The organism is Bacillus sp. KH172YL63 (genome assembly GCF_011398925.1).
In the GTDB taxonomy this organism is placed as follows: domain Bacteria; phylum Bacillota; class Bacilli; order Bacillales; family Bacillaceae_B; genus Rossellomorea.
Window position 1 is genome coordinate 2,165,319 of sequence record NZ_AP022842.1, and the last position, 22,626, is coordinate 2,187,944.

30 protein-coding genes are annotated in these 22,626 nt (G+C 42.7%); 8 read left to right on the forward strand and 22 right to left on the reverse strand.

What is annotated here, in order from left to right; translation table 11 throughout:
- Window positions 1–46: 46 nt before the first annotated feature.
- On the forward strand, window positions 47–559 hold the full coding sequence (locus KH172YL63_RS10870) for a hypothetical protein (RefSeq protein WP_173106115.1): 513 nt from the start codon (window positions 47–49) through the stop codon (window positions 557–559).
- Between the two features lie 501 nt (window positions 560–1,060).
- Here KH172YL63_RS10870 and KH172YL63_RS10875 read toward each other — a convergent pair.
- The 7 genes from KH172YL63_RS10875 to KH172YL63_RS10905 form a co-directional block, all read right to left on the reverse strand.
- A complete protein-coding gene (locus tag KH172YL63_RS10875) occupies window positions 1,061–1,336 on the reverse strand; it encodes an adhesin (RefSeq protein ID WP_173106116.1) in 276 nt (91 codons plus the stop codon).
- A gap of 11 nt (window positions 1,337–1,347) precedes the next feature.
- Window positions 1,348–1,773 carry a protein-tyrosine phosphatase family protein gene (locus tag KH172YL63_RS10880; RefSeq protein ID WP_173106117.1) on the reverse strand — a complete coding sequence of 142 codons (426 nt, stop codon included), beginning with the start codon at window positions 1,771–1,773 and terminating at the stop codon, window positions 1,348–1,350.
- A 15-nt stretch (window positions 1,774–1,788) separates the two neighbouring features.
- Complete coding sequence (gene arsA, locus KH172YL63_RS10885) at window positions 1,789–3,555, reverse strand: arsenical pump-driving ATPase (protein WP_173106118.1); 1,767 nt, start codon at window positions 3,553–3,555, stop codon at window positions 1,789–1,791.
- A gap of 10 nt (window positions 3,556–3,565) precedes the next feature.
- Entirely contained in the window at window positions 3,566–3,931 is a 366-nt protein-coding gene (gene arsD, locus KH172YL63_RS10890) for an arsenite efflux transporter metallochaperone ArsD (RefSeq protein WP_173106119.1), read from the reverse strand.
- Window positions 3,932–4,018: 87 nt separating this feature from the next.
- Window positions 4,019–4,438 (reverse strand): arsenate reductase (thioredoxin), encoded by a 420-nt coding sequence (arsC, locus tag KH172YL63_RS10895; RefSeq protein WP_173106120.1) that lies wholly within the window; start codon window positions 4,436–4,438, stop codon window positions 4,019–4,021.
- Between the two features lie 24 nt (window positions 4,439–4,462).
- Window positions 4,463–5,752, reverse strand: coding sequence for an arsenic transporter (locus KH172YL63_RS10900; protein WP_173106121.1), 1,290 nt, complete (start codon window positions 5,750–5,752; stop codon window positions 4,463–4,465).
- Window positions 5,753–5,766: 14 nt separating this feature from the next.
- Window positions 5,767–6,114: an ArsR/SmtB family transcription factor gene (locus KH172YL63_RS10905; protein ID WP_173106122.1), complete on the reverse strand. Its 348-nt coding sequence runs from the start codon at window positions 6,112–6,114 to the stop codon at window positions 5,767–5,769.
- A gap of 156 nt (window positions 6,115–6,270) precedes the next feature.
- On the opposite strand from KH172YL63_RS10905, the gene KH172YL63_RS10910 reads away from it, so the two are divergent.
- Complete coding sequence (locus KH172YL63_RS10910; RefSeq protein WP_232065996.1) at window positions 6,271–7,251, forward strand: DUF2268 domain-containing putative Zn-dependent protease; 981 nt, start codon at window positions 6,271–6,273, stop codon at window positions 7,249–7,251.
- Between the two features lie 17 nt (window positions 7,252–7,268).
- Window positions 7,269–7,448 (forward strand): hypothetical protein, encoded by a 180-nt coding sequence (locus KH172YL63_RS10915; RefSeq protein ID WP_173106124.1) that lies wholly within the window; start codon window positions 7,269–7,271, stop codon window positions 7,446–7,448.
- A 441-nt stretch (window positions 7,449–7,889) separates the two neighbouring features.
- Here the strand turns inward: KH172YL63_RS10915 and KH172YL63_RS10920 are convergent, their stop codons facing one another.
- Window positions 7,890–8,543 carry a hypothetical protein gene (locus KH172YL63_RS10920; protein ID WP_173106125.1) on the reverse strand — a complete coding sequence of 218 codons (654 nt, stop codon included), beginning with the start codon at window positions 8,541–8,543 and terminating at the stop codon, window positions 7,890–7,892.
- Window positions 8,544–8,713: 170 nt separating this feature from the next.
- On the opposite strand from KH172YL63_RS10920, the gene KH172YL63_RS10925 reads away from it, so the two are divergent.
- On the forward strand, window positions 8,714–9,295 hold the full coding sequence (locus KH172YL63_RS10925; protein WP_173106126.1) for a lysozyme inhibitor LprI family protein: 582 nt from the start codon (window positions 8,714–8,716) through the stop codon (window positions 9,293–9,295).
- A gap of 86 nt (window positions 9,296–9,381) precedes the next feature.
- On the opposite strand, the gene KH172YL63_RS10930 is transcribed toward KH172YL63_RS10925, so the two are convergent.
- The 4 genes from KH172YL63_RS10930 to KH172YL63_RS10945 form a co-directional block, all read right to left on the reverse strand.
- Window positions 9,382–9,852, reverse strand: coding sequence for a hypothetical protein (locus tag KH172YL63_RS10930; protein WP_173106127.1), 471 nt, complete (start codon window positions 9,850–9,852; stop codon window positions 9,382–9,384).
- 98 nt (window positions 9,853–9,950) lie between these two features.
- The gene (locus tag KH172YL63_RS10935; protein ID WP_173106128.1) at window positions 9,951–10,298 is read right to left on the reverse strand and encodes a hypothetical protein; all 348 of its coding nucleotides are present in this window, start codon (window positions 10,296–10,298) and stop codon (window positions 9,951–9,953) included.
- Between the two features lie 24 nt (window positions 10,299–10,322).
- Entirely contained in the window at window positions 10,323–11,072 is a 750-nt protein-coding gene (locus tag KH172YL63_RS10940) for a class I SAM-dependent DNA methyltransferase (protein ID WP_173106129.1), read from the reverse strand.
- 335 nt (window positions 11,073–11,407) lie between these two features.
- A complete protein-coding gene (locus KH172YL63_RS10945) occupies window positions 11,408–11,962 on the reverse strand; it encodes a nitroreductase family protein (protein WP_173106130.1) in 555 nt (184 codons plus the stop codon).
- A gap of 151 nt (window positions 11,963–12,113) precedes the next feature.
- Here KH172YL63_RS10945 and KH172YL63_RS10950 point away from each other — a divergent pair, with 151 nt between their 5' ends.
- Complete coding sequence (locus tag KH172YL63_RS10950) at window positions 12,114–12,380, forward strand: hypothetical protein (RefSeq protein WP_173106131.1); 267 nt, start codon at window positions 12,114–12,116, stop codon at window positions 12,378–12,380.
- 23 nt (window positions 12,381–12,403) lie between these two features.
- Window positions 12,404–12,652 (forward strand): hypothetical protein, encoded by a 249-nt coding sequence (locus tag KH172YL63_RS10955; protein WP_173106132.1) that lies wholly within the window; start codon window positions 12,404–12,406, stop codon window positions 12,650–12,652.
- Between the two features lie 65 nt (window positions 12,653–12,717).
- On the opposite strand, the gene KH172YL63_RS10960 is transcribed toward KH172YL63_RS10955, so the two are convergent.
- Both KH172YL63_RS10960 and KH172YL63_RS10965 read right to left on the reverse strand, forming a co-directional pair.
- Window positions 12,718–13,005: a hypothetical protein gene (locus tag KH172YL63_RS10960; RefSeq protein WP_173106133.1), complete on the reverse strand. Its 288-nt coding sequence runs from the start codon at window positions 13,003–13,005 to the stop codon at window positions 12,718–12,720.
- A gap of 86 nt (window positions 13,006–13,091) precedes the next feature.
- Window positions 13,092–14,066 carry a beta-propeller fold lactonase family protein gene (locus tag KH172YL63_RS10965; protein ID WP_173106134.1) on the reverse strand — a complete coding sequence of 325 codons (975 nt, stop codon included), beginning with the start codon at window positions 14,064–14,066 and terminating at the stop codon, window positions 13,092–13,094.
- Window positions 14,067–14,296: 230 nt separating this feature from the next.
- Between KH172YL63_RS10965 and KH172YL63_RS10970 the strand changes: the two genes are divergently transcribed.
- On the forward strand, window positions 14,297–14,599 hold the full coding sequence (locus KH172YL63_RS10970) for a DUF4306 domain-containing protein (protein ID WP_173106135.1): 303 nt from the start codon (window positions 14,297–14,299) through the stop codon (window positions 14,597–14,599).
- 268 nt (window positions 14,600–14,867) lie between these two features.
- On the forward strand, window positions 14,868–15,338 hold the full coding sequence (locus tag KH172YL63_RS10975) for a hypothetical protein (RefSeq protein ID WP_173106136.1): 471 nt from the start codon (window positions 14,868–14,870) through the stop codon (window positions 15,336–15,338).
- A 180-nt stretch (window positions 15,339–15,518) separates the two neighbouring features.
- Here KH172YL63_RS10975 and KH172YL63_RS10980 read toward each other — a convergent pair whose 3' ends face one another.
- The 8 genes from KH172YL63_RS10980 to KH172YL63_RS11015 all read right to left on the reverse strand — a co-directional run bounded on the left by KH172YL63_RS10980 (window position 15,519) and on the right by KH172YL63_RS11015 (window position 22,516).
- Entirely contained in the window at window positions 15,519–16,277 is a 759-nt protein-coding gene (locus tag KH172YL63_RS10980; protein WP_173108140.1) for a nucleotidyltransferase domain-containing protein, read from the reverse strand.
- Between the two features lie 92 nt (window positions 16,278–16,369).
- Window positions 16,370–16,957, reverse strand: a complete 588-nt coding sequence (locus tag KH172YL63_RS10985) for a YdcF family protein (protein ID WP_173106137.1) — start codon at window positions 16,955–16,957, stop codon at window positions 16,370–16,372.
- Between the two features lie 745 nt (window positions 16,958–17,702).
- Complete coding sequence (locus KH172YL63_RS10990; RefSeq protein ID WP_232065997.1) at window positions 17,703–18,329, reverse strand: DUF3885 domain-containing protein; 627 nt, start codon at window positions 18,327–18,329, stop codon at window positions 17,703–17,705.
- A 237-nt stretch (window positions 18,330–18,566) separates the two neighbouring features.
- Window positions 18,567–18,989, reverse strand: coding sequence for a hypothetical protein (locus tag KH172YL63_RS10995; protein WP_173106138.1), 423 nt, complete (start codon window positions 18,987–18,989; stop codon window positions 18,567–18,569).
- A gap of 178 nt (window positions 18,990–19,167) precedes the next feature.
- Window positions 19,168–20,295 carry a hypothetical protein gene (locus tag KH172YL63_RS11000; protein ID WP_173106139.1) on the reverse strand — a complete coding sequence of 376 codons (1,128 nt, stop codon included), beginning with the start codon at window positions 20,293–20,295 and terminating at the stop codon, window positions 19,168–19,170.
- Window positions 20,292–21,179 carry an ABC transporter ATP-binding protein gene (locus KH172YL63_RS11005; protein WP_173106140.1) on the reverse strand — a complete coding sequence of 296 codons (888 nt, stop codon included), beginning with the start codon at window positions 21,177–21,179 and terminating at the stop codon, window positions 20,292–20,294. Before KH172YL63_RS11005 ends, KH172YL63_RS11000 begins: the two co-directional genes overlap by 4 nt.
- The gene (locus KH172YL63_RS11010) at window positions 21,163–21,972 is read right to left on the reverse strand and encodes a hypothetical protein (RefSeq protein WP_173106141.1); all 810 of its coding nucleotides are present in this window, start codon (window positions 21,970–21,972) and stop codon (window positions 21,163–21,165) included. The genes KH172YL63_RS11005 and KH172YL63_RS11010 overlap by 17 nt, the downstream gene beginning before the upstream one ends.
- Entirely contained in the window at window positions 21,950–22,516 is a 567-nt protein-coding gene (locus KH172YL63_RS11015) for an RNA polymerase sigma factor (protein WP_173106142.1), read from the reverse strand. Before KH172YL63_RS11015 ends, KH172YL63_RS11010 begins: the two co-directional genes overlap by 23 nt.
- Window positions 22,517–22,626: the final 110 nt, after the last annotated feature.

Sequence of the window (22,626 nt, forward strand, 5' to 3'; positions counted from 1 at the left end):
TCTAAAAATACATATTTTGTAATATACATATAGAAAGGATTTTAAAATGAAGAAAAAATATTTACGATCCATCTCGATATTATTGGCTGGATTCCTAATATATAGCGTGTTTCTAAGTGTTGAGCGTCACTTTTCCCGTTCCTATTTTCACGCCCGTACAGCCTCCACTGACTTGAGAGATGAAAATATAGAAGGACTTCGTTTAAATGACGATATAACCAGCACAAAGTTCGGTTCTATTGACCAAAGCCAAAAGACCAGGGATGTCGCAGGATATGAATATTATTTCTTAAGTGAGAATATAGAAGTAGCGAGTAAACACAATAAAATCACAAGATTCATTGTGTCAGATCGTCACATGAAAACAGCAAGAGGAATAGGTGTTGGGCATACCAGGAATGAAGTGTTGAATGCCTATGGAAAGAATGACTATGTGCGCTCTGAACAAGGGGTGAAGATTATCGGCTATGTAGATAAGGAAACGAAAACTTCCATTGAGTTTTGGTTGGTGGATGATGTAGTGGATGTTTATAGGTATGATATTGCTTCTATGGAGTAGATTGATGACATTCACTTTTGAATCTGGGCCGGGTGGCGTCACATGGCGGGAGGACGTAAGGCGAGCATCTACCGCAGCGTCGATGGTAGTGACAGAGTTCCGGTGTTATGAAGATTGTAAATTAGTCATTTTTAAAAGGAATTTGCACAAAACAGGTCCGTTTTTTTATAGAAAGCTTCTGTACAGGCCTATGAAGCGCTACTAAATCGTCATTTCCTCTGTCACCAAGTCATATATGAGCCGGTTTTCACAATTTATGAGCTGCTTTTTAAATTTATGGTCCGCTTTCTGACATTTATGATCTCGATTTCTGATATATGATCCCGATTCCTGAGATATGATCTCTATTTCGAATATATGATCTTTTTGTCGAAAAATCTCAGAGCGATAGCCAACCTCACAGCAGTAACCATTCTTTCACCGGATCACCCTCTCCAGCTCCAACTTCCCCAAAAAAAAGAGGCAGCTGCCTCCCAACAGCTGCCTCCTCAATATGTCCAATCAGCAACCGCCACCGGCGCCAATCAACACCAATCCAACTCCATCAGTTGTGTTTTCCACATCAATTGTCAGTCCGTCTGTTTCTTCGACTGACTGATCAAAAGCAACGCGGATGCCGTTAATCGCTTGAATGCGGTCTGTCGCTTCCGGGTCATCCATGGATACGGTGACCTGCGGGCCGCAGCATCCGGCTACCGAGGATAAACGGATACCTTCTGCGCCTTGTTCTGCGAGTATGTCTGTTAACACTGTTTTTGCTTGAGCTGTAATGTTCATGTGAGACCCTCCTATGTTTGTGGATATAGTTTTTGCAGGGATGCCATCATTTCAGGTTTTACGTTGATTTTCGGTCGGACTGCTTTGGCGATGGCTTCTGCTTCTGCCAAAGTCGACGCTTCACCGAGTTCAAGCAGTGTGCCGAGTGCAACGGTACCGGTCCGGTTGCTTCCACCCTGACAGTGGAAATAGATGTTTTTGCCTTCTTTATAGGCTGAGACGACCTGGTCGATGGATGCTTTGATTGAATCGTCCTGCTCGCCTTGGTTGTCTACGATCGGGCTGTGGATGCGGTCGTATGCTGTGTCCATTGCCGGTGCTTCTGCACGCAGGTCGAATACAAGATCGATTTTTTCGTTGGTTACTGCATCGGATGCATCATCTGCGCCTCCGATGTAGATGCGGTCTTTGAGTAATTCCTGGTAGTTGACTGTCATGTTGGTTCCTCCGTATCATTTCATGAAATCTTTCAGTTTGGTATAGCCGATTTTTTCTTCTTCCAACCACGGGATTGTGCTTGTTTGTTTTCCATAGTGCTCCTTCACTTTCATGATCCACTCTTTCTCTGCCTGAGCTTTCGCCAAGAGGACAGGATCACTCGTTCTTGTGTGGGAGAGACTTTGGTTTATGACCCACCAGCCGGGTGTGATGCCGGCGCGGATCAGGTCTTCCTGCAGGCGTGAGGCTTCGAGTACGGGTGTCGCCTCAGGCAGGGTGACGATGACGACTGCCGTTTCTTTTTCATTTCTGAGGGTCGGCAGCAGCTCTTTCACGCTGGCGGGGATATCGCCCGTGGATTTCTCGATTTCCCTGCTGTATGATTCAGCCGCATCCAATAAAAGGAGCGTATGGCCGGTTGGTGCCGTGTCGATCACGACGATTTCCTCGTCGGAGCGTGCGACCACTTCACTGAATGCCCTGAAAACGGCGATTTCTTCGGTACACGGGGAATTCAAGTCTTCTTCCAAATAAGCAAGACCCTCCTCGTCCACCTCATCCTTCGCTTTCTCCAGCACTTCTTTTCGGTAGGCTTCCACTTCAGCTTTCGGATCGATGGCGCTGATTGTCAGACGTTCGTTCATATCCTCATGCTGAAATTGATAGTTGAGATGAGCCGCGGGGTCCGTAGTTGTCAGATGTACCTTGTGACCTTTTTCAACCAATCCGACTGCAATGGCTGAAGCGACGGTCGTTTTCCCGACGCCCCCTTTCCCCATGGTGAAAATCAGGGAAGTCCCGTTTTGGGAGAAATCCTCAACCAGGTCATGCAATCGATCCGTTTCGATCAGTTCTTGATTCAACACGCTTAGGTCGGGTTGTGTCTCAGACGCTTTGAATAGCACCCGCAGATTGTCTACACCTGTCAGTGAATGGGAGACAAAAGGCAGTGCATAAGTCGGGAGCGCTGCAAGATTGTGAGGCAGTGTACTCAATGCCTGCTGCTGCTTTTGATAGAATGCAAGTGAAACCGGATCATTGTCCACTTTATTGGTCAACAGGCCGTTGATCAGAAGCAACTGATGATTGATTCCGGTCGAGTTTAATTCATCCGATGCCCGGGATGCTTCTGCCAAAGAAGATCCGTCCGGTCTTGCCACGAGTAAGAGGGTCGTTTGGGTTTCGTCTGACAGAACGGCCACGCTTCTTGAGTAGATTTCTTTCTTATCTACGAGTCCTGCAAGCGGCCCGAGGCACGACGCTCCGTGGGTACTTTCTTCCAGGAACCCGTCCCAGGCAGACGGCAGCTGCAGCAGGCGGAGCGTATGGCCGGTCGGTGCTGTATCAAACAGGATATGATCGTACTGACCCGTGATGCCCTGATCGGAAAGCAGTCCTGAGAATTCGTCGAATGCGGCAAGCTCGACCGTGCAGGCACCTGATAACTGCTCCTCCATTGTTGCTACTACAGAATCAGGAAGAACACCACGGTACGGCCCAATCACTTTTTCCCGGTATGCACGGGCAGATTGTTCCGGATCTATATTGCTGATATAGAGTTCCCCTGCACCCGGCACTTGAGTGGGTACGTGAGCGCAGTCAATCTGGAACACATCCTGGAGATTTGACGCAGGATCAGTGCTGATGAGAAGCACCTTCTTTCCTTGATCGGCAAGGGCGATCGCCGTGGCACTTGCGGTTGACGTCTTGCCGACTCCCCCCTTTCCGGTGATAAAAAGGAAAGGGGTACGCAGAATATGAGGTTCATAAGTTTGAAACATATCGTCCCTCCTACTTCCGTGATTTCAAGTCTAGTGATAGTCGGACTTTCGGTTTCTTCGTCAGTTCTTCTGGAGAAAGCCCGAACCAGCCTGCCAATTCCTCATTCGATGGATAGCTTCCAGACCGCACTGCTTCTCCGTCAAGAAGGATCAGCGGCAAAGCGTCTGGTCCCTTCTTCTTCAACACTTCGCTGACGACGGGATTTTCTGCGAATGCAGCCGGTTCAGTTGTCAGTTGATAGCGGGATATGCTGTATCCCTTTTGTTCCAAAGAATAAACAGCCGAAGCGATCCGAGTTAATTCAGGGTCGACACCTGGACCGCAAACACCGGTTGAACAACACATTGCAGGATCAAAAATCTCGATTTTCTTCATCTAACCACTCCTCCATACACTTATAAGCATATACTTATATAAAGATAAAAAGAAAACCAAGAGAAAAGCTCTCCTGGTTATGCTTTTTTATTCACCGGTCTTTGCAAAACGTTGAATTCTTTCTTCAATTTCATCACGCACACGCTGGAAGAAAGCCCATTTCTCTTCGTCTGTTCCTTCCGCTTTTGCAGGATCATCGAATCCCCAGTGAACGCGTTTCACATGTGGTGGTGTTACCGGGCATTTGTCAGCTGCGTCACCGCAAAGTGTCACAACAAGGTCAGCTGAATTCAAGATTTCAGCGTCGATGATATCGGATGTTTGGTTCGTGATATCGATATCAACTTCGTTCATCGCTTTCACTGCATTCGGGTTTAAGCCGTGTGCTTCGATTCCTGCGCTGTATACGTTCCACTCGTTTCCTAAATGCTTTTTCGCCCAGCCTTCAGCCATTTGGCTGCGGCAAGAGTTTCCTGTACATAAGAAATAGATGGTTTTTTTAGACATGTTGAGTCTCTCCTTTAATGTTTGTTAGATGATTAATAACCATATATAAAGCCCGACCAATGTGATGAAAAGGGTTGGGATGGTCAAGATGATGCCTGTTTTGAAATACGTCCCCCAGGAGATTTTCACTCCTTTTAATGACAGAACGTGGAGCCATAACAGCGTCGCGAGCGACCCGATCGGGGTGATCTTCGGTCCGAGGTCGGAACCGATGACATTTGCATAGATCAGCGCTTCGCGGATGACGCCGGATGTATCGGTATCGGCAATCGCCAGTGCGTCGATCATGACGGTCGGCATGTTGTTCATGACCGAAGACAGAATCGCGGCGATGAATCCCATGCCGACTGTGGCAGCAAACAATCCTTGATCTGCCGTCACCTGGATGATGTCTGCCAGCACATTCGTCAATCCGACATTCCGGAGGCCGTAGACGACCACGTACATGCCGATCGAGAAGAAGACGATCGCCCAAGGAGCGCCCTTGATGACGGTTCTCGTATTCACCGCTGCACTTCTTCTCGCCATCATGAGAAAGAAGATCGAGACGATCCCAGCGATGATGGATACCGGAATCCCGATGAATTCACTTGCAAAATAGCCTGCAAGCAAGACGAGCAGCACCACCCATGAAAGGCGGAACATTTTTTGATCCTTGATCGCGTCCACCGGTTTCTTCAGCTGTGACACATCATAATTGTCCGGGATGCTCTTGCGGAAGAACAAATACAGTACCAGAATACTCGCCCCAAGGGAGAACAAATTCGGTACAATCATCCGGGAAGCGAACTCGACGAACCCGATGCCGAAGAAGTCCGCGGATACGATGTTGACGAGATTGCTGACCACCAACGGAAGTGATGTTGTATCAGCGATGAATCCACTTGCGATGATAAACGGGAACACCAGCTTTTCGCTGAAGTTCAGGTTCCGTACCATGGCAAGCACGATCGGTGTCAGAATCAATGCCGCACCGTCGTTGGCAAAAAGGGCCGCAACAACTGCGCCAAGCAGGGATACGTACACGAACATCCGCACGCCGCTCCCCTTTGCCGCCTTCGCCATATGTAAGGCAGCCCATTCGAAGAATCCGATCTCATCCAGTATGAGTGAGATGATGATGATCGCAATGAATGCCAATGTCGCATTCCAGACGATGCCGGTCACATCCACCACATCGTTGAAATCGACCACACCCACAATCAGGGCAAGTACCGCCCCGCCGACAGCCGACCATCCGATCGACAGTCCTTTAGGCTGCCAGATGACAAGCACTAGGGTGAGTAAGAAAATCAGTGATGCTAAAATTGTCATAGTGCCCTTACCTCCTATTCATCACAGGAAATGCGCAAGCCCTGCTCGGTGAGCTCCGTCAATTTGAAGCCCTGGTCCGGCAGCTGGTTCAGAAGGCTCTGGATCATCGGGAAGATTTCACTTTCCCGGTTGAGGGAATAAATGACCCACTGTCCACGGCGCTTCTCCCTTACGATTCCTGCGTCTTTCAATTTACGGACGTGCTGACTGATCGCAGGCTGACTTGTTTTGAAAATCTCTACAAACTCACACACACAGCAATCATTTCCATCCAATATTTTTACCATTGTCAACCGGGTTTTATCCCCGAGCAACTTTAAAACACTTGCAGCTTTGTTTATTTCAACAGTCGATACTTGCATAAATGCACCTCCTGAATCAATTCAGATATTAATATATAATAATTTGCTTATATGTTCAAGGAGAAATGTCGAACTTTTTATTTCGGATTCAGTAACAATACAGTAAAAAAATGGTAAAATATGAGTATTCACTTTTTATATGCAGGAGGTTCCGTTTTGAAACCAAACGTCATAGTTATCTTTGTCCTCACCATTTTAGTCCTAACCCTTGCATCATGTGATGATGCAGCCGAAACGAGTAGGGAATCCGTAAAGAAATCCATTCAATTCGAGGACCTTGTCACAACTTTTCAGCACCCCGATACACAACAGTCCTTCAAGATCATTCATGCCTACGAACTTTTTCAGAACTATATCGGCGCAGTAGCTGACCATCCAGATGATCCTTATATGGAAATTTATCAAGAAGAAGTCATTGATCCGATTTACGAAGATTGCTTCAGTGACGGTGAATTCCTGTATATGGCCGACCCAATCCTGAAAGGTTCGCCCCAGCAATTGAGCGTCGGTCCTACCCATTTAGCCGAAATCCAGCATCTCATCGATGACATCGACACAGAGAAAACCGAAAATCTCATCCGGGAATCACTTCTGAAATCGTCTGAACTCCTGCCTGTAGAGATGGAAACAACCGTATGCGTCCTTCCTTCTAAAAACAAACAGGTAAATATGATCACAGTCGGTGCAGGGAAGATCAGTGTCCTTTACAACCCGCTCTATACGGAAGAAACACTAAGGGCAGGCGTTGCCCATGAATACCATCACAGCTTCTGGGCTAACCGTTATTTAGATCCATCTGCTCCTCCAACGGTGTTAGATAACATGATATTTGAAGGAAAAGCGGTCATGTTCGAAAAAACGGTTTACCCGGATATAGAAATGACCCGCATTGATGATGCATATAATAAAGACAATTGGGCAAAGATCCAACAACATCTCGACAAAGTCGATGTAAGCCGCTCGTACGACATCATGATGGGTGGAAAAGGCCTGCCGTGGGGTTATGGCTACAGTGAAGGCTATAAAATGGTGGAATCCTATTTAGAGAGAAACCAGGACCTATCCCCTGCTGATTGGACCCCGGTACATGCCAAGGAAATCTTTGAGGCCGGCCAGTATGATGACCATTACCGTTAAGGAAAGAGGGTATTCAGGTGAAATCATTTCATAAATGTATTGTGCTGCTTGTCACCGTCTTCTTCATTTTCTTACTGTTTGATTTCGTGAAATATGATGATTGGATTTGGAAAGAAAATCTTCTGCAGGCATTCTTTTTTACTTTCTTTTATTCCCTGCTGGTTTGGTTGATGGGGTTGTTGAAGAAGAAGGAATGAGAGTTTCAGGAGATAAAAAAGGGCTGGCACATATCTAAGCCCTCTTACTCAAAACACGAACTTTTATAAAATACAGTTCAATTTGGTACACCGCTGTTGATTTCCGTGCAAGGCTTCGCTTTCCTCGGGCGGCGGTGAGCCTCCTCGTCGCTGACGCTCCTGCGGGGTCTCACCTACCCCGCTTTTCCCGAAGGAGTCTTCGCCTTGCACTCCAATCAACAGCTGGACCCTGCTAAATAAATGTATGAGGAAGAGCAAAAAAATCCGAACGAAGTAGATTTTAATAAAATCATTCGTTCGGATTTTTCATTCCCTCAGGAGTCGAGCATCTGCAGCGAGAATCAACCAAGTAAATGGTGCCTATAACCTTGAGAATCTTCTATTAATTAACCATTCAATCATTTCCCATCAATGGTGATAAATGTATGAAAACTCTGCTCCTCACGACTCTTCCTCCCCACGGTACACCCCGTCACTCAGGAATGCATTCACTTCATTAAGATGATTTCCGTCGAGCATATAGGTGACGCCGTATGTGTCACCGACTCCGTTATGGTTGAGGGCAATGTCCAGGTCATGGACAATTTGTTTGATGTACATATAAGAATAATTTAACGCAGCATCGGCAGTTTTCCATCTGTCAACGGCCGTATGGGCTTCTGTCTCCCCGCCTGTGTTATCGATATGGGCCGTTCTCATGTATTGACTATGACTGATCATGCCCGACAGGTTTTGGAGACTGTGGAAATCAGCAGCATCCGACTCCTCCATATAGGGCAGGATGTGATCCACCTGGTTTTTAATCCGTTCCGATTTCAAATACCAGCCATACTCTTTGTCGAGCCCTTCTTCCATTAGGGCAGGGTCCATCGGTTCATCGAGGATTCTCTTTAAGCTTTCGACCGTATCCAAAGCCCCTGCTTTATTCTTCATGTCGGTCTGCCTCACTTGATTTCCAGTTGTAGCATCACTCACTTCAACGCTTTCGGCTGCTTCATCAGGAGCCTTTGAAGGTGTCGCATCTTCCGTTGAACAACCGGTCAGCACCAGGCCTCCAATGATGATCGCCGACCAATTATGTATTACTTTTTTCAATATACCTTCCCCCTATCAATCCCTGCCCCAATTATTCCCTTTTCACTCAGGTTAATCAAGACCTTTTGGCAAATCCATCATGTTCGCAAATTGTCCGATATCCTTTAAAAGGATAATTCTTCTATGTTAAAATAACCCAGTCAGGACATAAATAGATTGGAGCTGTAAAAATGAAGAAGAAAGTGTTGATTGCCGCAGCATGTTTCATGCTCTTGTCTGCATGCAGCAATCAGGAGGATGCTTCCAAAGAGGCAGAAGTGGAACAGCATGTGGAGGAAACATCTTCGACAGAGGCGACTCCTCCTGCCGAAGAGCCCCAAACTTCCATGGAAGAAAGTGATGCCGAGGACACAGCATCCCCTGCACCTGTGACCAAGGTCGAAGGAAGAAAAACTGAATTTCTGAACCTCCTGGATGCCATCCAGCAAGAAGTCGACAGCATGCCGGAGAAAAAAGAAGTGGACAAAGGCACGACAAACGCGATGAAAAACTACTACGGTGTTTCGCTCGACAAATATGACGCCGCTTTGAATGACATTTACGCCCTGCTGAAGGAAAAGCTGTCCCCGGAAGTCATGTCAGATTTAAAGGCGGAACAGTTGCAGTGGATAGAAGAAAAAGAAGCAAAGGCAGAAGAAGCACGCCTGGAGTATGAAGGCGGCACGTTTGAGAATGTGGCTTATTTGATTTCGTTGAACAAGTCAACGAAGGAAAGATGTTATGAATTGGTGAATGAGTATATGACGGATTAGTCCGGGCTTCCCTGGTGAGAGTGCTTGCAGATCGAATATGACTGCACCGTGCTCCTGCCAGGTCTTTCACTATGACCAGTTGACAATCATTCCCCTGCCTTCACCTCAATCAATTCCTCCCTCCCATTCCATTTCACCTTCACTTCAAAAATGGTGTCCTGATCATCTACTGCGGGAAATTCCATGTCTTTTGAGATAGAGGTCGTACCCCCGGTGCCGCTTGAATGGGTAAATATCCGATCGGCTGGGATGACTTCACCTTCAGAAGCCCGTTGTGTACTGCTCCCACGGGGAAAAGTGATTTCCACCTTTGCGCCTAAATCCGGTTCGTCTCCCTGATAATTCAGCGTCCACACTTCCTCCTCATCATAATCAATTTCATATTGATCTTTAAATTCCGGATGGTCTTTATAGGTGACGGCAGCATCCTGTACGAATTGAGCCGACCAATGTGTGCTGTTTCCTTTAAAAGTCTGGTAATATTCCTTCGTTGACGAGCAGCCTGATAAAAGAGTGAGCAGTAACACGATGAGAACAGACATTATCCTATATTTCATTGTATTCCCCCCTAAAATGAGCTTATTATATCTACAAGCTGCATTATGCCTGCATTTACTGGATAGAAGAAAAAACAGCCCTGTAGGCTGTTCTGCTTTCATTCAAATGAAGTCGAATTCCGGACGATTTCCCCGTCTAAATTGATACTGTACTGTGCGATTGAATTTGTGGCGCCATCTGTTTTTGTCAACCCGCCCTTATAATTGAACGTCACTTCCCACGTTTTTGAAGAAGAGTCAAACATCGTTTCATCTGACAGCAGTTCAATTTCCTCAAGATTGATCTTTTTACGGGAAGTCTCATTATGCTCTTTTACATCCTTATCAAATTGTTCAATCGCAATTTCTTCTGCTTCCTTGCTGCTGACGCCGTCGGGTTCGTTGTTGCAGGCGTAGAGTGAGAGAGCTGTTAAGATCATGCACATGACAATACTTAGCTTTTTCATCAAATCCCCCCCTTTGAGCTCGTTTTAACTTCTCAAGGACCCCTTCACACAAGAAAACGCCAGCACCACAGGAATTCTCTTTCGCCTCGCAAATTCTTCGTCAGAGCTGAAATGAACACGTTCCGGTGTTCCTTCTCTTAAATCAACCACTGAGAAGCCTGCCTGTACGAGGGCTCTGAAGTACTGTTCGATCGTGCGATGATACTTCACGACCGTTTGATCGATCCACGGTTCTTTCCGTTCGCCATCGAGGAAATAGTCATCCACGATCCAATTCCCCCGTTTGTCTCCGCTTTTTTTGCTGATAAAGGATGAAGTGGTCAGCGGATGCTGGACGCTGAAAATGAATTTCCCGTCCTCGCTCAATGCGTGATGGATGTTTTCAAAGAGCGTGTGAATATCCGCCACGTAGTGAATCGCGAAACGGGATGTGACGATATCAAACTTGCTATCAGGGTATGTATAGCTCTCCATCGTTTCATGATGCAGCGTGCCGTTTTCTTCACCTGACAAATTCATCTCGGCAGAAGCGAGCATCTGCTCTGACCCTTCCACTCCTGTGTAATGACCGGCGCCTTTTTCGAGCAGTTCTTTTCCGAAGGAAGCATCACCGCAACCCAGGTCGAGGACGGCTTTGTCTTTGAAATCCCCAAACAGTTCATACATGATTGGCCCTTCGATTGCGTTATTCGGACTGTCTTTCCGGCTTCTTCTTTTCATGTAGGCTGAGAAAAAATCACTCTGATTGTAAGCATTTGATCCTCTGAAATCCATTCTGGAAATCTCTCCCTCCGTCGATGTCCTTCTATTATTTTATCATAGTAAATGTAAAATACTAGAAGTAAATTCACTTCACTCTTTGATTTGAAAGTGGATATTCCTTTGCTTTCCCAAGGAGGATGCGGTGATTTCCGCTCCAGGTGCTCGCTTTCCGCGGGGCGTGAGTTGAGCCTCCTCAGGCTTCGCCCTGCGGGGTCTCAACTTTCCCGCAATTCCCGCAGGAGTCGAGCACCTTCCGCTCCAATCAAACGAAATTTTCCTTCATGTGCAATCTAATATATGAAAAATTCACAGAAAAAATCCGGATGGCTTAATTCCTATCCTATCCACTACTCCCCATACACACTTAATTTATCTTCAGCCGAGGTACGGGGCCTGACTTGAGGCACTTGATCAAAGTAGCCGAGATGGAGGAAGCCTGCAATTTTCTCACCCGGCTTCACGTTCAGTAACTCCCGGACTTTCGGGTCGTAGATATGAGGATTGGTTTTCCACACGACGCCGAGTTTCTGTTCCCAGGCGAGGAGCTGGAAGTTCTGAATCAGCGCACTGACCGCCCCGAAATTCTCTTCCCACTGCTTCTGACGTGGGTCCTCGTCCATGACTATGATGAGGAACGCAGCCGGCTGGCTAAAGTAGTTTCTTCTGTTTGCCTGCATATCGGGAGAAAATGTTTGAACGAGATCCTCGACAAAGCGTTCTTTCTCAGATGTCGGCACAAAGATGAACCGCCAAGGCTCCCTCAAACCGTGATTCGGTGCCCATACGGCATCGTTCAAGATCTCAAGTATCGTTTCCTGCGTCACTTCCCTGTCACTATAACCACTTTTAATTGATCTCCGTTCACGAATGATGTTGGCGATATGTGATGTTGACTGTTTCATAGGTCCGTCCCCTTCCAATATGTATGATTTTGATAATCATTCTCATTTATATAGTTTAGACGATTTTCTTCATAAAATCCATTGAAAATCTGCAGTATTCTTTTTTAACTAGAAAAATATGTTAATATATACACACGTTAGGAGGTTTACGATGAATCTTAGAATATATAAAATTGTCCATATTGCACTTACAGGAATCCTCACCATTCCCGTAACCCTCTTCTTTGCAAGCGGCGGCCTTGGTGAGAATTACACTGGGAATTTGTTTGTTTACCCGCAGTTTCTTCTGGTCAACGTGGTATGGCTTGCCGGGGCCGTGCTTTGCTTTTATAAAAACACGATGATAGCCGGTCTGATCCTGACTGCATTGTTCCCAATGCTTTTCATCGTAAACGTGTTAATAGTTGTTTTAAAATGAACCAATAAGAAAGGAGTTTGTCTATGAATCACACAGTGGCCGGGTTTTTATTGCTAGGCTTCACGATGCTGACAGCGGTCGTGGTTTATGCAATTGGAGAGCTATCTGATTCAATCAAGGCTTCAGCAGGCTACTTAGGGGCCGTGATGTCTGAGCAAGGCGGGGCAGATCTCGGCTGGGGAGGCAACCTGATCTCATCAAACATTGCCGTGATTCTCCTTTTACTGCCGGTTTCCATCGCTTTGTATCTTATTTTCTATAAGAAAGATTAGCCCTTTCAATCCAAAATAAAAAGACCTGGAAAGATATCCTCTCCAAGTCTTTTTATGACAAATGGTCACAGCGATTTATTGAAGCCCATCATTCTGTATACGCCGACTCCCGCGTAAGAAAGCACACCGATCGCCAGGATGATCACGCCGTATACTATGAATCCCGTACCATTCCATCCCCTGATGAATACAATCCCCCATACGAAGGATAGATAGCCTATGAGCAATATGGTGATCGGGACAGCAAACCCCTTCTTCCTCTGTCTCCTGAAAAAATGGATCCCGAACAGGACCAGCATGACTGTCAAAAATGAAACTGCGATCACCGCATCTCCGTAATACTGCCACCACAAAGATAACCCCTCCTCTATGTTTAAAATTGGTTTTTCCGCCCTTTTATTTTACCATATTTTTCAAGAGAGCGAGATATCTTCATGATTTATCTAAAGAAAGGAAAACATGACTGAGCAATCGCACAATCGCTTGTTTGCTTTCCAGTAGGGATCGTGGTCAACACCTTATTCGTTTTGATGCAAAGTACTGAGATAGTTCCTTCATTAAAGTTGGTGATATATGCTTTTTTGCCATCAGGGGTTATACAGACATCGGTCGGACCATCCCCGACATCAATTGTTGTGAGGATTGTATCATCATATGCATGTACAACCGTTACATTGTCACTGCTAATATTCGTTATATAAACCTTCTTCCCATCAGGTGTCACTGCTACACCATTCGGACGAATCCCTACCGAGATCGTTTTCGTTACTTCATTTTTCATAAGATCAATAACTGAAACTGTACTTGGTTCACCTAAACCCCGATTAGCCACGTATAACTTTTTCCCATTTGGCGTAATCGCAAGGTCTCTAGGGAATTCTCCCTCCGTAATGGGGATTTGATCTACCACTGATTCTTTACGTGTATCAATGACTGAAACAATATTACTGATTGATACAGCAACATATGCTCTTTCTCCATTTGGGCTGAATGTTATATCAAATGGGTTATTTCCTACTTCTATACTTTTTACCGTTTGCCTACAGACGTCAATGACTGAGACTGTTGTACCTCCGAAGTTCGCTACATATACCTTCTTCCCATCAGGTGACGCAGCGATACCAACCGGCCCACCCCCAACAGGAATCTCATTGACAACCTCATGCTTATAAAGATTGATCACTGAAACAGTGTTATGATTCGTATTGGATACATATGCATATCGGTCAAAAGGGGAAAGTGTAATCCCATCTGGTTGGTCCCCAACTGGAATTGTGCCAGTAACTTTATCTAAATTCGAATCTATCATAGAAATCGTATTGTCACCAAAGTTCGTTGCATATACTAGAAACTTATTTTCACGTTTGGTTTCATGCTTTTTATGGCAGAATTGCTTCTTCCTTTTCCTTTTCATTTTATCCCTCCTTCACATGCCCTCTACTAACTAGCATATGAACGGAAAGATAGATTGTGATTTAAGAGAAAGGATTTTTTCTCATTACGATAAATCGGTTTTCCCATCCCTACTTAAAATATGGATATATCCCGATATGACTGCTCAAATCACTCCCCTTTAGATCGTGGGAATTTATAACAACTATGTAAATATTAATGATATGATAGATGAAAAGGAGTGAAAGCTTCGTGAAAATCTTAAAATTCATCGTCTTTATATTGATGATCCCTGTATTTCTCTACAGCTTCTTTTCAGTATCCTGGACCGGATCGAATATCATGCTCGAAGAAGATTGGAAAAGTTTGATCGTTTTTACTCCCCAGACAGCAGCCACGCCGCAGGAGATTTATGACATTGATAAGTTGCTTTATGCTTTTCAGTATCAACCGTTGATGAGTGGGGCCTTTGTGGTATCATTTTTGTTTCTTATGGGATGTATTGTTTTTTGGATGATTAAGAGGCTTCGTCGTCGGGGTTCTAGGACAGTTTAGGAAAGAGCAACGGATTAATGTTGATGCTCTTTTACATTCAACTTTCTCAGGTAGATGTTATATAAAAAACCTGTATCATACATTTATTTGTTACGCTGAGGGGGAATATACATTTCCGTCAAATCCCCTTTCATAGAAGCCCCCCCAGACCAAGGTAATTGAATGTTAGCGTAAAGCTGAAAATTAAAATTCTCACCAGGGGTGGAATATGAAATTTTATTCACTTATTTTGTTAAGTGTCTTCTGTTTGTTATTGGGAGGATGTAGGGTGGTTCTTTTTGAAGAATCAGTCCCTGAATCGAAATATAAATTGGATGCCAAAGTTTATATAAAGCGTGCAAACATAATAATACGAAACAAGACCAATCTCCCTCCAAATACCGAGTTGGCAATTTCTATTCAACCGTATTCAGACAATCAGCCTTTAGGTAAAATACAAACCTATGAAGTTGAGCCTCAAAAAGAGAATGTCACTATTACAACAGTTTATGTGGATGAAGAAGGAAAGCTGGAACCAGTCGTAATCGATAGACCAGACCCTTCAAAAAGATACAGAATTGAGATCTCAGTAAAAAACGAGAACACCGCTGAAGACAACAGAAAAATTTCATTTGCAAAGTATATCAATTTAATGAAAATTGAGGACCCAGATGGAATAGGAGCAAACCTGACCTTTTTATCAATGGCAGAAATAAAGGAGCTTTTTCAGACGCCTATACAGGCAAATAAAAATGGTTAATATATGAAAGGAACCTTCTATTTTATGAAAGGTTCCTTTAAAAATGCTGCCGCTTGCTATTCCTTTAGAGGAAGGTTCAAATCTTTATATCTCTTTTACTTCCTTTGAACCCCAAACTTTCAGGGATAAAGCGAAATCAAATTCTTTCATACGAAAATCGTCAATCCGCAGTTATGCAGATTAAGTCCTGGAAGCAGCCAATGCAGCTAACTCCTTCTCAATATAACTATACACCTCATCTGCAATCCCCAGAAACTCCTCAACATCTACTTGACTATCCAAATAACTCGCATAAAGATAGTCAACTAAAGCTGAATCAATACTGCAATATTCTGATATGGCACGCTTCATCTTTGTAATGTCATCGTCCCAAACCCCTGTATCTTCTAACACCATAGAGTATAATGCACGAATTAATCTCTTTGAGTAGCCTCTGGTATATTTAGATCTCAGTGTGTCATCTTCGGCATTGGTTAGAAAACCGCGAACGCGATTCACTGCCTCTTCAGTGTCTGAATTCAGATCTAATATGAAATCAGGTGAAATAAGGATAGGCGGTACTTCTTCGCCCATATCAGTCCCATGTATACAAACACAGATGATCTTGATCCAAAATCCCCATTCATTGGGCTTACTTCTTACATCATCCAGTGAACAAATAACCGTATCAACCTTAGTGACGAATTGATATTTTTGTAAAACCTGATCCTTCAGACATGATACTCTGTCATAATCTATATCTTCAGGTCTTTCGCATACTATTGTAAAATCTGCATCAGACTTAAATGGCTTGGCAGTACCTTTAGGAATGGAGCCACACATATAAATACTGTGAATCTTCCCGCCGAACTCTGAAAGCAAGCTGGCTGTATACTCCTCTACAAAAGGCTTGTACTCACTCTGAATATTAATCTTCTTAATAACCTTCTCCAAAACCATATCTGGTTTCATTTTAACTCCCCCTGAAATTCATATGTTTTTGTTCTCCAAAACCGAACCCGTTCATTGAGGGTTTCTTCTAGGAGCAAGATTTACGGTCTTCTCTTATAAAAACGCCAATATATCATGAACATCTGTATGTATGTGTATAGATAAATGATCCCTAATCCTATGAAGTATCCTTTTGGCACTTTAGACTTTTCCAAGGTATGATCCATTCCCAGTCGAAACGCATATGAACTGGCTTTCCGCAAATGCCAGGGTGAGGTGACAATAACCGCTTTTTCCAGTCCTCTCTCCCGCATGATTTCCCGCGATTTCACCAAATTCTCATAAGTGCCCCTCGCTTTTGTTTCCCGTATGATAGCGCTACTATCCACGCCTGATTCCATTAGGGCTCTTGCCATCACTTCTGCCTCAACATGATTGTTTGCGACAGCTGCTCCCGAACAAATCATTACTTCTGAGATTCCAGAGTGATAGAGGTCTGTTGCTTTATTGACTCGTTCCCGCAGTATTGGATTCATGCTTCCATCCTTTTCCGCGGGATAACCAAGTACAATGATCGCATCTCTTTTTTGACCATGATTATATCCCGATTTGTTAAAATGGTTCCGAATAAATATTATCCCCAGCATAAGGCACGTGAAAATTAAGCATAAAATATAGAAAAATGTCATGGAACGTATCTCCTCTGGAATTCTTTCTATCAATCTATAAATAATATACTTTTCAGATTCACATGGGATTTAAAAACAATCATGTGTCCAATTATACTGCCATCAAAATTTATTTAAGAAGTAATACTAAAATCAGCTGCTTCTATTTACCAACAACTATAGCCCACTTCAATTAAATAGCTATAATATGCATTCAGTTCTGAAATTCCTCAAACAATACCTTTTCCCTAACGGTCCCATCAGAAAAAATGTTTTTAATCTAACTGGTAAAAAACCTTCAATTTCAACCACGTTTCATACCAAAATGTTTTTGGATTTAAAGGTTTTTCTAATTCGATTTCCTCTTCATTCTTTATTATATACACTGTACGATCATTAGTTTTCATCTTATCTCCAAAATTAAATACAATGTTAAAGCAGTACTGTTTGTAATGGTTTTCTCTCTCAACCGACCATTCTGCCTTTTTGATTGAGAATCTTCTTTTCAAGTGTAAATCAGTCCTTTTTCATTCATAGTTTCTTACTTTATTAGAAATGGATATTTATAGAAAAATCCTGTTCCTTGTTTCCTCTATCCTTCAAAAAAAAGGATACAGTTAGTTCAGGAAACGTCCCTTTTACTGGAATATGGCTGTGGGTTTAATAAAATCATTCTCCCTTTTTTTATGACTCTGTTAAACTTTAATGTTGATTTTTGATATTTTAGAGAGAAACGTCAAAAATGGTGTTTCCCCTTCCTCATCATTCAATTAAAAACCTTGTCAATTTCAGGTTTGTCATAGTCCAAAATCCACTCATTAAATATTTTATACATATTTCTTATCGTTTCAGGTGAAGTTGCTAATAAGTCACAACCCCTGTCATCGTAAACATGAAAGATCGTTTTTTTGTTAATATTTATGATATAAACCTGATGATGAATACTTGGTTTCAATCCTAAATCTTGATTGCATAATGCTTTTAACAAAGGTTTGAATTTAAATTCAGCGGATTTACACTTTAGTGTAAATCTATGTGTTCTATATGTTCCTTCATCGTCATCTTCTGGGAGCGTTTGATATTTTAACCTGTACAAATGCGATTTATCTACATAAGGCGAAAAATTCTTTAATTCGCGTTTAATATTTTTCCCTTTATCAAAATCATTTACATCTATCACTACAAATACATCATCCGCCGGAGAGTGTATTGCTTCAAATAATGTAATCGCTCTCTTATAACACCCCAATACATATGGGTTGTTTGGATAATCGTATTCCCTTTTCCACTCTATACCTAGTTCAAACCGTATACCAATATCCCAATTATAAAATAAAGGTGGCCTTAGCTCTAAATTGGGGAATGTGTCTTGCATAAAATCTTTTAAATTCATTCCTACACCTCATAAAATTCAATCTGCAGATCTTCAAGATCTATACATACAATTGTCGACTTGATTCATATCCCCTTTTTCGGTAACTTTTTTTACTTTAACAAAGGACGGCTGCTTGTTCAGCAAACGACACATTTATTCGATTAAAAGTGAACCTTCCTACAATCTACAAAACATACCTTGTAAGGTGCTATTTGAAGTGCTATCGATTAAGCACCCTTTAACTTAAAGGGTTTATTATCGTGCTCCATCATAAAACTCATCCTCATCATCAGTATCATCGATTATTTGAGTCTCGCAGCATAAATCTGAGTCATAAGAGATTTTAACAAAGACGGTATCCTGGCTGTCTCCTTTTAGTAAAGTAATTTTTATGTTTTTAGTGTGTTGACCATCAATATTCTCGTCGATATATGCTACCTTTGCTTTTTTATGTTCCTTCGCGTAAATATAGATTACTCCATCATTTTTTTCAAAGCTATGCACCATTTCATCTTTATAGGCGTCCACATTCATCAGCCATTGCTGAACATCCTGTGGAAGTTCTTCATCTTTAGATAGGTATTCATAATCGACTACGTTTTGGTCTATTTGTTGTTCAATATTGCACCCACTCAAAATATATAAAGAAAGCAGCAGGATTACACTGAATTGTTTCATACCATTCTCCTTTCTATCATTAGACGGAACGGACTTATTTTTTGGTTCAGATTATTTTATGTACTGCTGTTCTAAGAAAATTCGATTTTCCATTCTACCCTTTTCAGTTAAATTTTTTAGAGCCGGTTTTTTAAAAAAAGGGACAGTTCACCTTACCTGTCCCTCCGTCTCCATATATCTATATGCTTACCTCTTTATTTTTCAACACTTTAAATGTAATGGCGCCCAGGACGACCGAAAGTACGCCCATCCAAAGAATTGCTGCAAAAGGATATAAGAGTGGATACCCGAATATGTTGATGGTTTTGAATTGGACGAACAGGAACTCCACCTTCATGATGTATAGATAAGAAAATTTCACCATATCGGAGACCCATGCTTTCATTGGCACCATTTCCACTGCCATAAATGGCAGTGAAAATAAAGCGCCGGATAAGAAAAACGAAATCAGCGAATTCCTACTGATTGATGAAATGAAAAGAATCAGGACCGCAAATCCAATGGCTGCAAGAAGATGTATGCCCAGTTGAAGCAAATGGAATTCCAGCATATTCAATCCATAAGGAGAATGTTCGTACTTAAAAACAAATTGCAGAGGTGTCTCCCAACCCAAATTCCCGAAAATATATAGTTTGGTTATCACATTGACAACTTCCCATGAGACGACCACCGTTAGAGCATAGATCAAAGCTGCCCCCAGCTTCGCCCATGTTAGATCCTTTCTTCCCTTTCTTGAACTCAGTATGTAATTGTCGACACCTGAGCTGTACTCTCGGGTATAGATTGAAGAAAGTCCGATTAATAGCATCGCTCCGGTAATGATAAACGCGAGCGTCCCCGTATAGTCAATGATTTCTGTTGGCCCTTTGTTAAAGGAAAAATAGGATAGGTCCACGCTTTCTAACATTCTCTTTTCAAGACCGGCATTATACCTGGTTGAACCCTCCAGTTCCTGAAGCTTTTGATTGAAGTCTTCTTCTGCACTCTGAATAAACGCGATATTTTCATAGATGCCCGACTGGATTTGTTCATTCTCAGAAATGAAACTCCCTTCTGTCCCATTGGCTCTCATTTCTTCTACCTTTTCTTCTGCTTCAGTCGTTAGTTGCTTATAAGAGGCTTCAGCCTGCTGGATTTTCTCTGATGTTAGTGTTCCTTCCCATGACTTATAAAATTGCTTCGTCTGATTATCTATTTTCTCGAAGTTTAATATATACATTGACGACAGAAGGGTAAGAACCAAAAAGGTCATATAAATCATTTTTTGACTGTAAATCTTATAGAGTTCGAACTTTAACAACCTCATTGCCTCACCTTCTCTTCATCAAAATAGTACAAATACAAATCCTCCAAGTTTGGTTCTACTCTGACTGCATTGGAATGAGGTTTCCCCTCGTTAATGATCCGCAGCTGATAACCGTCCTGTATTCTCGAGATATTCCCAACCCTATTCCCAGCTTGTAAATCCTCCAATTCTTCTTCTGCTGCAGTCAGTGACCATACTTTATGTGAGATTCCCTCCAAGAGATGAAGTGGAGATTCTTTTTTGATGAGCTTCCCTTCTTTCAGTATCAGAACTTCTTTTGCGATGAATTCAATGTCCGATACAATATGAGTGGATAGAAGAACGATCCGGTTTGCTGATATTTTCGATAACAGATTTCGGAACCGGATACGTTCTTTTGGATCAAGACCTGCTGTTGGTTCATCCACAATCAGGATTTTCGGATCATTCAATAAAGCTTGGGCAATACCAATCCTCTTCTTCATACCGCCGGAGAATTTACCCACTTTCTTTTTCCGCTCCTTGGAAAGCCCGACTAATTCAAGTGTTTCATCCACCTTATCATTAGCCTCGATTTTTGAGAGTCCTTTCAAAGCAGCAATATAATGTAACAACTTTTCCGCCGAGAAATTCTTATATAATCCTACGTGTTGTGGAAGATATCCAATCAAGGCACGATACTCATCATTCATGTGGGCTATATTCCTGCCGTTTAAATAAATGGTCCCCTCTGTTGGCTTCATCACGCTGGCAATAATCCTCATGAGCGTCGTCTTACCGGATCCATTGGCACCAAGGATCCCATATACGCCGGTACTGAATTCCAGGTTGAGGTCATCCAGCGCCTTTTTTTCTGCATATTTATCTTTGAAAACTTTCGATACGCCTTCAATGGTTAAGTTCATAATCTGCACTCCTTTTATAAAACCGAGCAGCTTGTAACGTGACGAGACCAAAGGCTGCTATAATCACCAGCACATAGACAGCAGCAGAAATTGATTCCACCTTATCAATCACTTCTTCATTGCTTAAAAACACTCCGATTCCCAGCCAAACTACCAGTGTGGCCGTGACAGCATGCATATGTCTCGCTCGATTGACAAACAAGAAGGAAATTCCGGTTATGACCGTAAAAGGGGTCATCCAATAAAGCAGCATCTTCCCTGCCCAAACATCTCCGGCAAAAATAGATAGGATCACCATTGCCACCAGATTGATTCCAACATTGAACACGCCGATGATCAGCATCTTGGATAGGATGAGTTCCTGCAAACTGAATCTAAAGGACAGCTCGAGTTCTTCCATACCGGTAAATCTGCTTTTAAGGATCTCAAATAACCCTGTCATGGTTGGCAACGGAGCAAGGAGCATCAGCGTTACATACGGATCTTGATCAGCCATTAATACAGAAAAGCTGCAAATAGCCAGAAACAAACTGTTTACGATCCAGAATAAAGGACTGAAATAAAAGATTCCTTGAAATGAATACTTCATGAAGGCCAAGATGTTTTCCGTATATGTCTTCCACCGGTCTTCTTTTTCAGGAACATAAGGTTTAATCATTTCGATCGTCCTCATCATTTCCGCCTCACTTGGATACTCGACATCATAATCATCCAATTTGAACCCGAGTTCCTTCTCTAGCTCTTCTAACTCAAGCTCCAACTGAGTGTCATCATTTTTTCTGATGTTGTCCATATTCCTCACCTCTTCCTAATAGTTTCGCAAGTTTGCCAAGTCCCTGTCTCAGCCTGGACTTCACAGTAGCTTCATTGCTGTCTGTCACCGAGGCAATCTCATGAATCTTCATTTCATGAAAATACTTTAGAATAATGGCATTCCTCTGATATTCAGGTAGCTCACCTATCGCTATCCTTACTCTCTCCCTTGCTTCTTTTTGAGCGAATATGTAGGAAACATTTGTTTTATCATTTGTCAGATATTCCGAAAGCTGTGACTGCTTTTGAGCCCTTTGATGTGCTGCACTTTTCCAGTGATCTCGGCAGTGATTTACTGCGACCGAAAATATCCAACTTTTAAATTTTCCAGTATTAGAATAGGATCCGATTTTCTTAATGACCTTAATGAAAATTTCCTGAGTCAAATCATAAGCCAAATCCTTATTTCCTGTTTTCCGATAAACAAAAGCAAAAACATCTTTATAGTATTTACGGGTTAGAACCTCCATCGCAGCCTGGCTACCACGAAGAATTTCCTGTATAAGCTGCTGGTCTTCAGACACCTTGCATCACCTCAATATGTAAGACGAGAAATAAATTAAAAAGATTTATAGATATGTAAAAAACTTTCGAAAAAACACAACTTATAGATAAAATTAATGACACTTTAACA

What these genes read in the sequence shown, in the direction of transcription:
- KH172YL63_RS10870 (WP_173106115.1), top strand. Translation starts at nt 47, where the DNA reads ATGAAGAAAAAATATTTACGATCCATCTCGATATTATTGGCTGGATTC.
- KH172YL63_RS10875 (WP_173106116.1), bottom strand. Translation starts at nt 1,336, where the DNA reads ATGAACATTACAGCTCAAGCAAAAACAGTGTTAACAGACATACTCGCA.
- KH172YL63_RS10880 (WP_173106117.1), bottom strand. Translation starts at nt 1,773, where the DNA reads ATGACAGTCAACTACCAGGAATTACTCAAAGACCGCATCTACATCGGA.
- arsA (WP_173106118.1), bottom strand. Translation starts at nt 3,555, where the DNA reads ATGTTTCAAACTTATGAACCTCATATTCTGCGTACCCCTTTCCTTTTT.
- arsD (WP_173106119.1), bottom strand. Translation starts at nt 3,931, where the DNA reads ATGAAGAAAATCGAGATTTTTGATCCTGCAATGTGTTGTTCAACCGGT.
- arsC (WP_173106120.1), bottom strand. Translation starts at nt 4,438, where the DNA reads ATGTCTAAAAAAACCATCTATTTCTTATGTACAGGAAACTCTTGCCGC.
- KH172YL63_RS10900 (WP_173106121.1), bottom strand. Translation starts at nt 5,752, where the DNA reads ATGACAATTTTAGCATCACTGATTTTCTTACTCACCCTAGTGCTTGTC.
- KH172YL63_RS10905 (WP_173106122.1), bottom strand. Translation starts at nt 6,114, where the DNA reads ATGCAAGTATCGACTGTTGAAATAAACAAAGCTGCAAGTGTTTTAAAG.
- KH172YL63_RS10925 (WP_173106126.1), top strand. Translation starts at nt 8,714, where the DNA reads ATGAAGAAGAAAGTGTTGATTGCCGCAGCATGTTTCATGCTCTTGTCT.
- KH172YL63_RS10930 (WP_173106127.1), bottom strand. Translation starts at nt 9,852, where the DNA reads ATGAAATATAGGATAATGTCTGTTCTCATCGTGTTACTGCTCACTCTT.
- KH172YL63_RS10935 (WP_173106128.1), bottom strand. Translation starts at nt 10,298, where the DNA reads ATGAAAAAGCTAAGTATTGTCATGTGCATGATCTTAACAGCTCTCTCA.
- KH172YL63_RS10940 (WP_173106129.1), bottom strand. Translation starts at nt 11,072, where the DNA reads ATGGATTTCAGAGGATCAAATGCTTACAATCAGAGTGATTTTTTCTCA.
- KH172YL63_RS10945 (WP_173106130.1), bottom strand. Translation starts at nt 11,962, where the DNA reads ATGAAACAGTCAACATCACATATCGCCAACATCATTCGTGAACGGAGA.
- KH172YL63_RS10950 (WP_173106131.1), top strand. Translation starts at nt 12,114, where the DNA reads ATGAATCTTAGAATATATAAAATTGTCCATATTGCACTTACAGGAATC.
- KH172YL63_RS10955 (WP_173106132.1), top strand. Translation starts at nt 12,404, where the DNA reads ATGAATCACACAGTGGCCGGGTTTTTATTGCTAGGCTTCACGATGCTG.
- KH172YL63_RS10965 (WP_173106134.1), bottom strand. Translation starts at nt 14,066, where the DNA reads ATGAAAAGGAAAAGGAAGAAGCAATTCTGCCATAAAAAGCATGAAACC.
- KH172YL63_RS10980 (WP_173108140.1), bottom strand. Translation starts at nt 16,277, where the DNA reads ATGGTTTTGGAGAAGGTTATTAAGAAGATTAATATTCAGAGTGAGTAC.
- KH172YL63_RS10985 (WP_173106137.1), bottom strand. Translation starts at nt 16,957, where the DNA reads ATGACATTTTTCTATATTTTATGCTTAATTTTCACGTGCCTTATGCTG.
- KH172YL63_RS10990 (WP_232065997.1), bottom strand. Translation starts at nt 18,329, where the DNA reads ATGAATTTAAAAGATTTTATGCAAGACACATTCCCCAATTTAGAGCTA.
- KH172YL63_RS10995 (WP_173106138.1), bottom strand. Translation starts at nt 18,989, where the DNA reads ATGAAACAATTCAGTGTAATCCTGCTGCTTTCTTTATATATTTTGAGT.
- KH172YL63_RS11000 (WP_173106139.1), bottom strand. Translation starts at nt 20,295, where the DNA reads ATGAGGTTGTTAAAGTTCGAACTCTATAAGATTTACAGTCAAAAAATG.
- KH172YL63_RS11005 (WP_173106140.1), bottom strand. Translation starts at nt 21,179, where the DNA reads ATGAACTTAACCATTGAAGGCGTATCGAAAGTTTTCAAAGATAAATAT.
- KH172YL63_RS11010 (WP_173106141.1), bottom strand. Translation starts at nt 21,972, where the DNA reads ATGGACAACATCAGAAAAAATGATGACACTCAGTTGGAGCTTGAGTTA.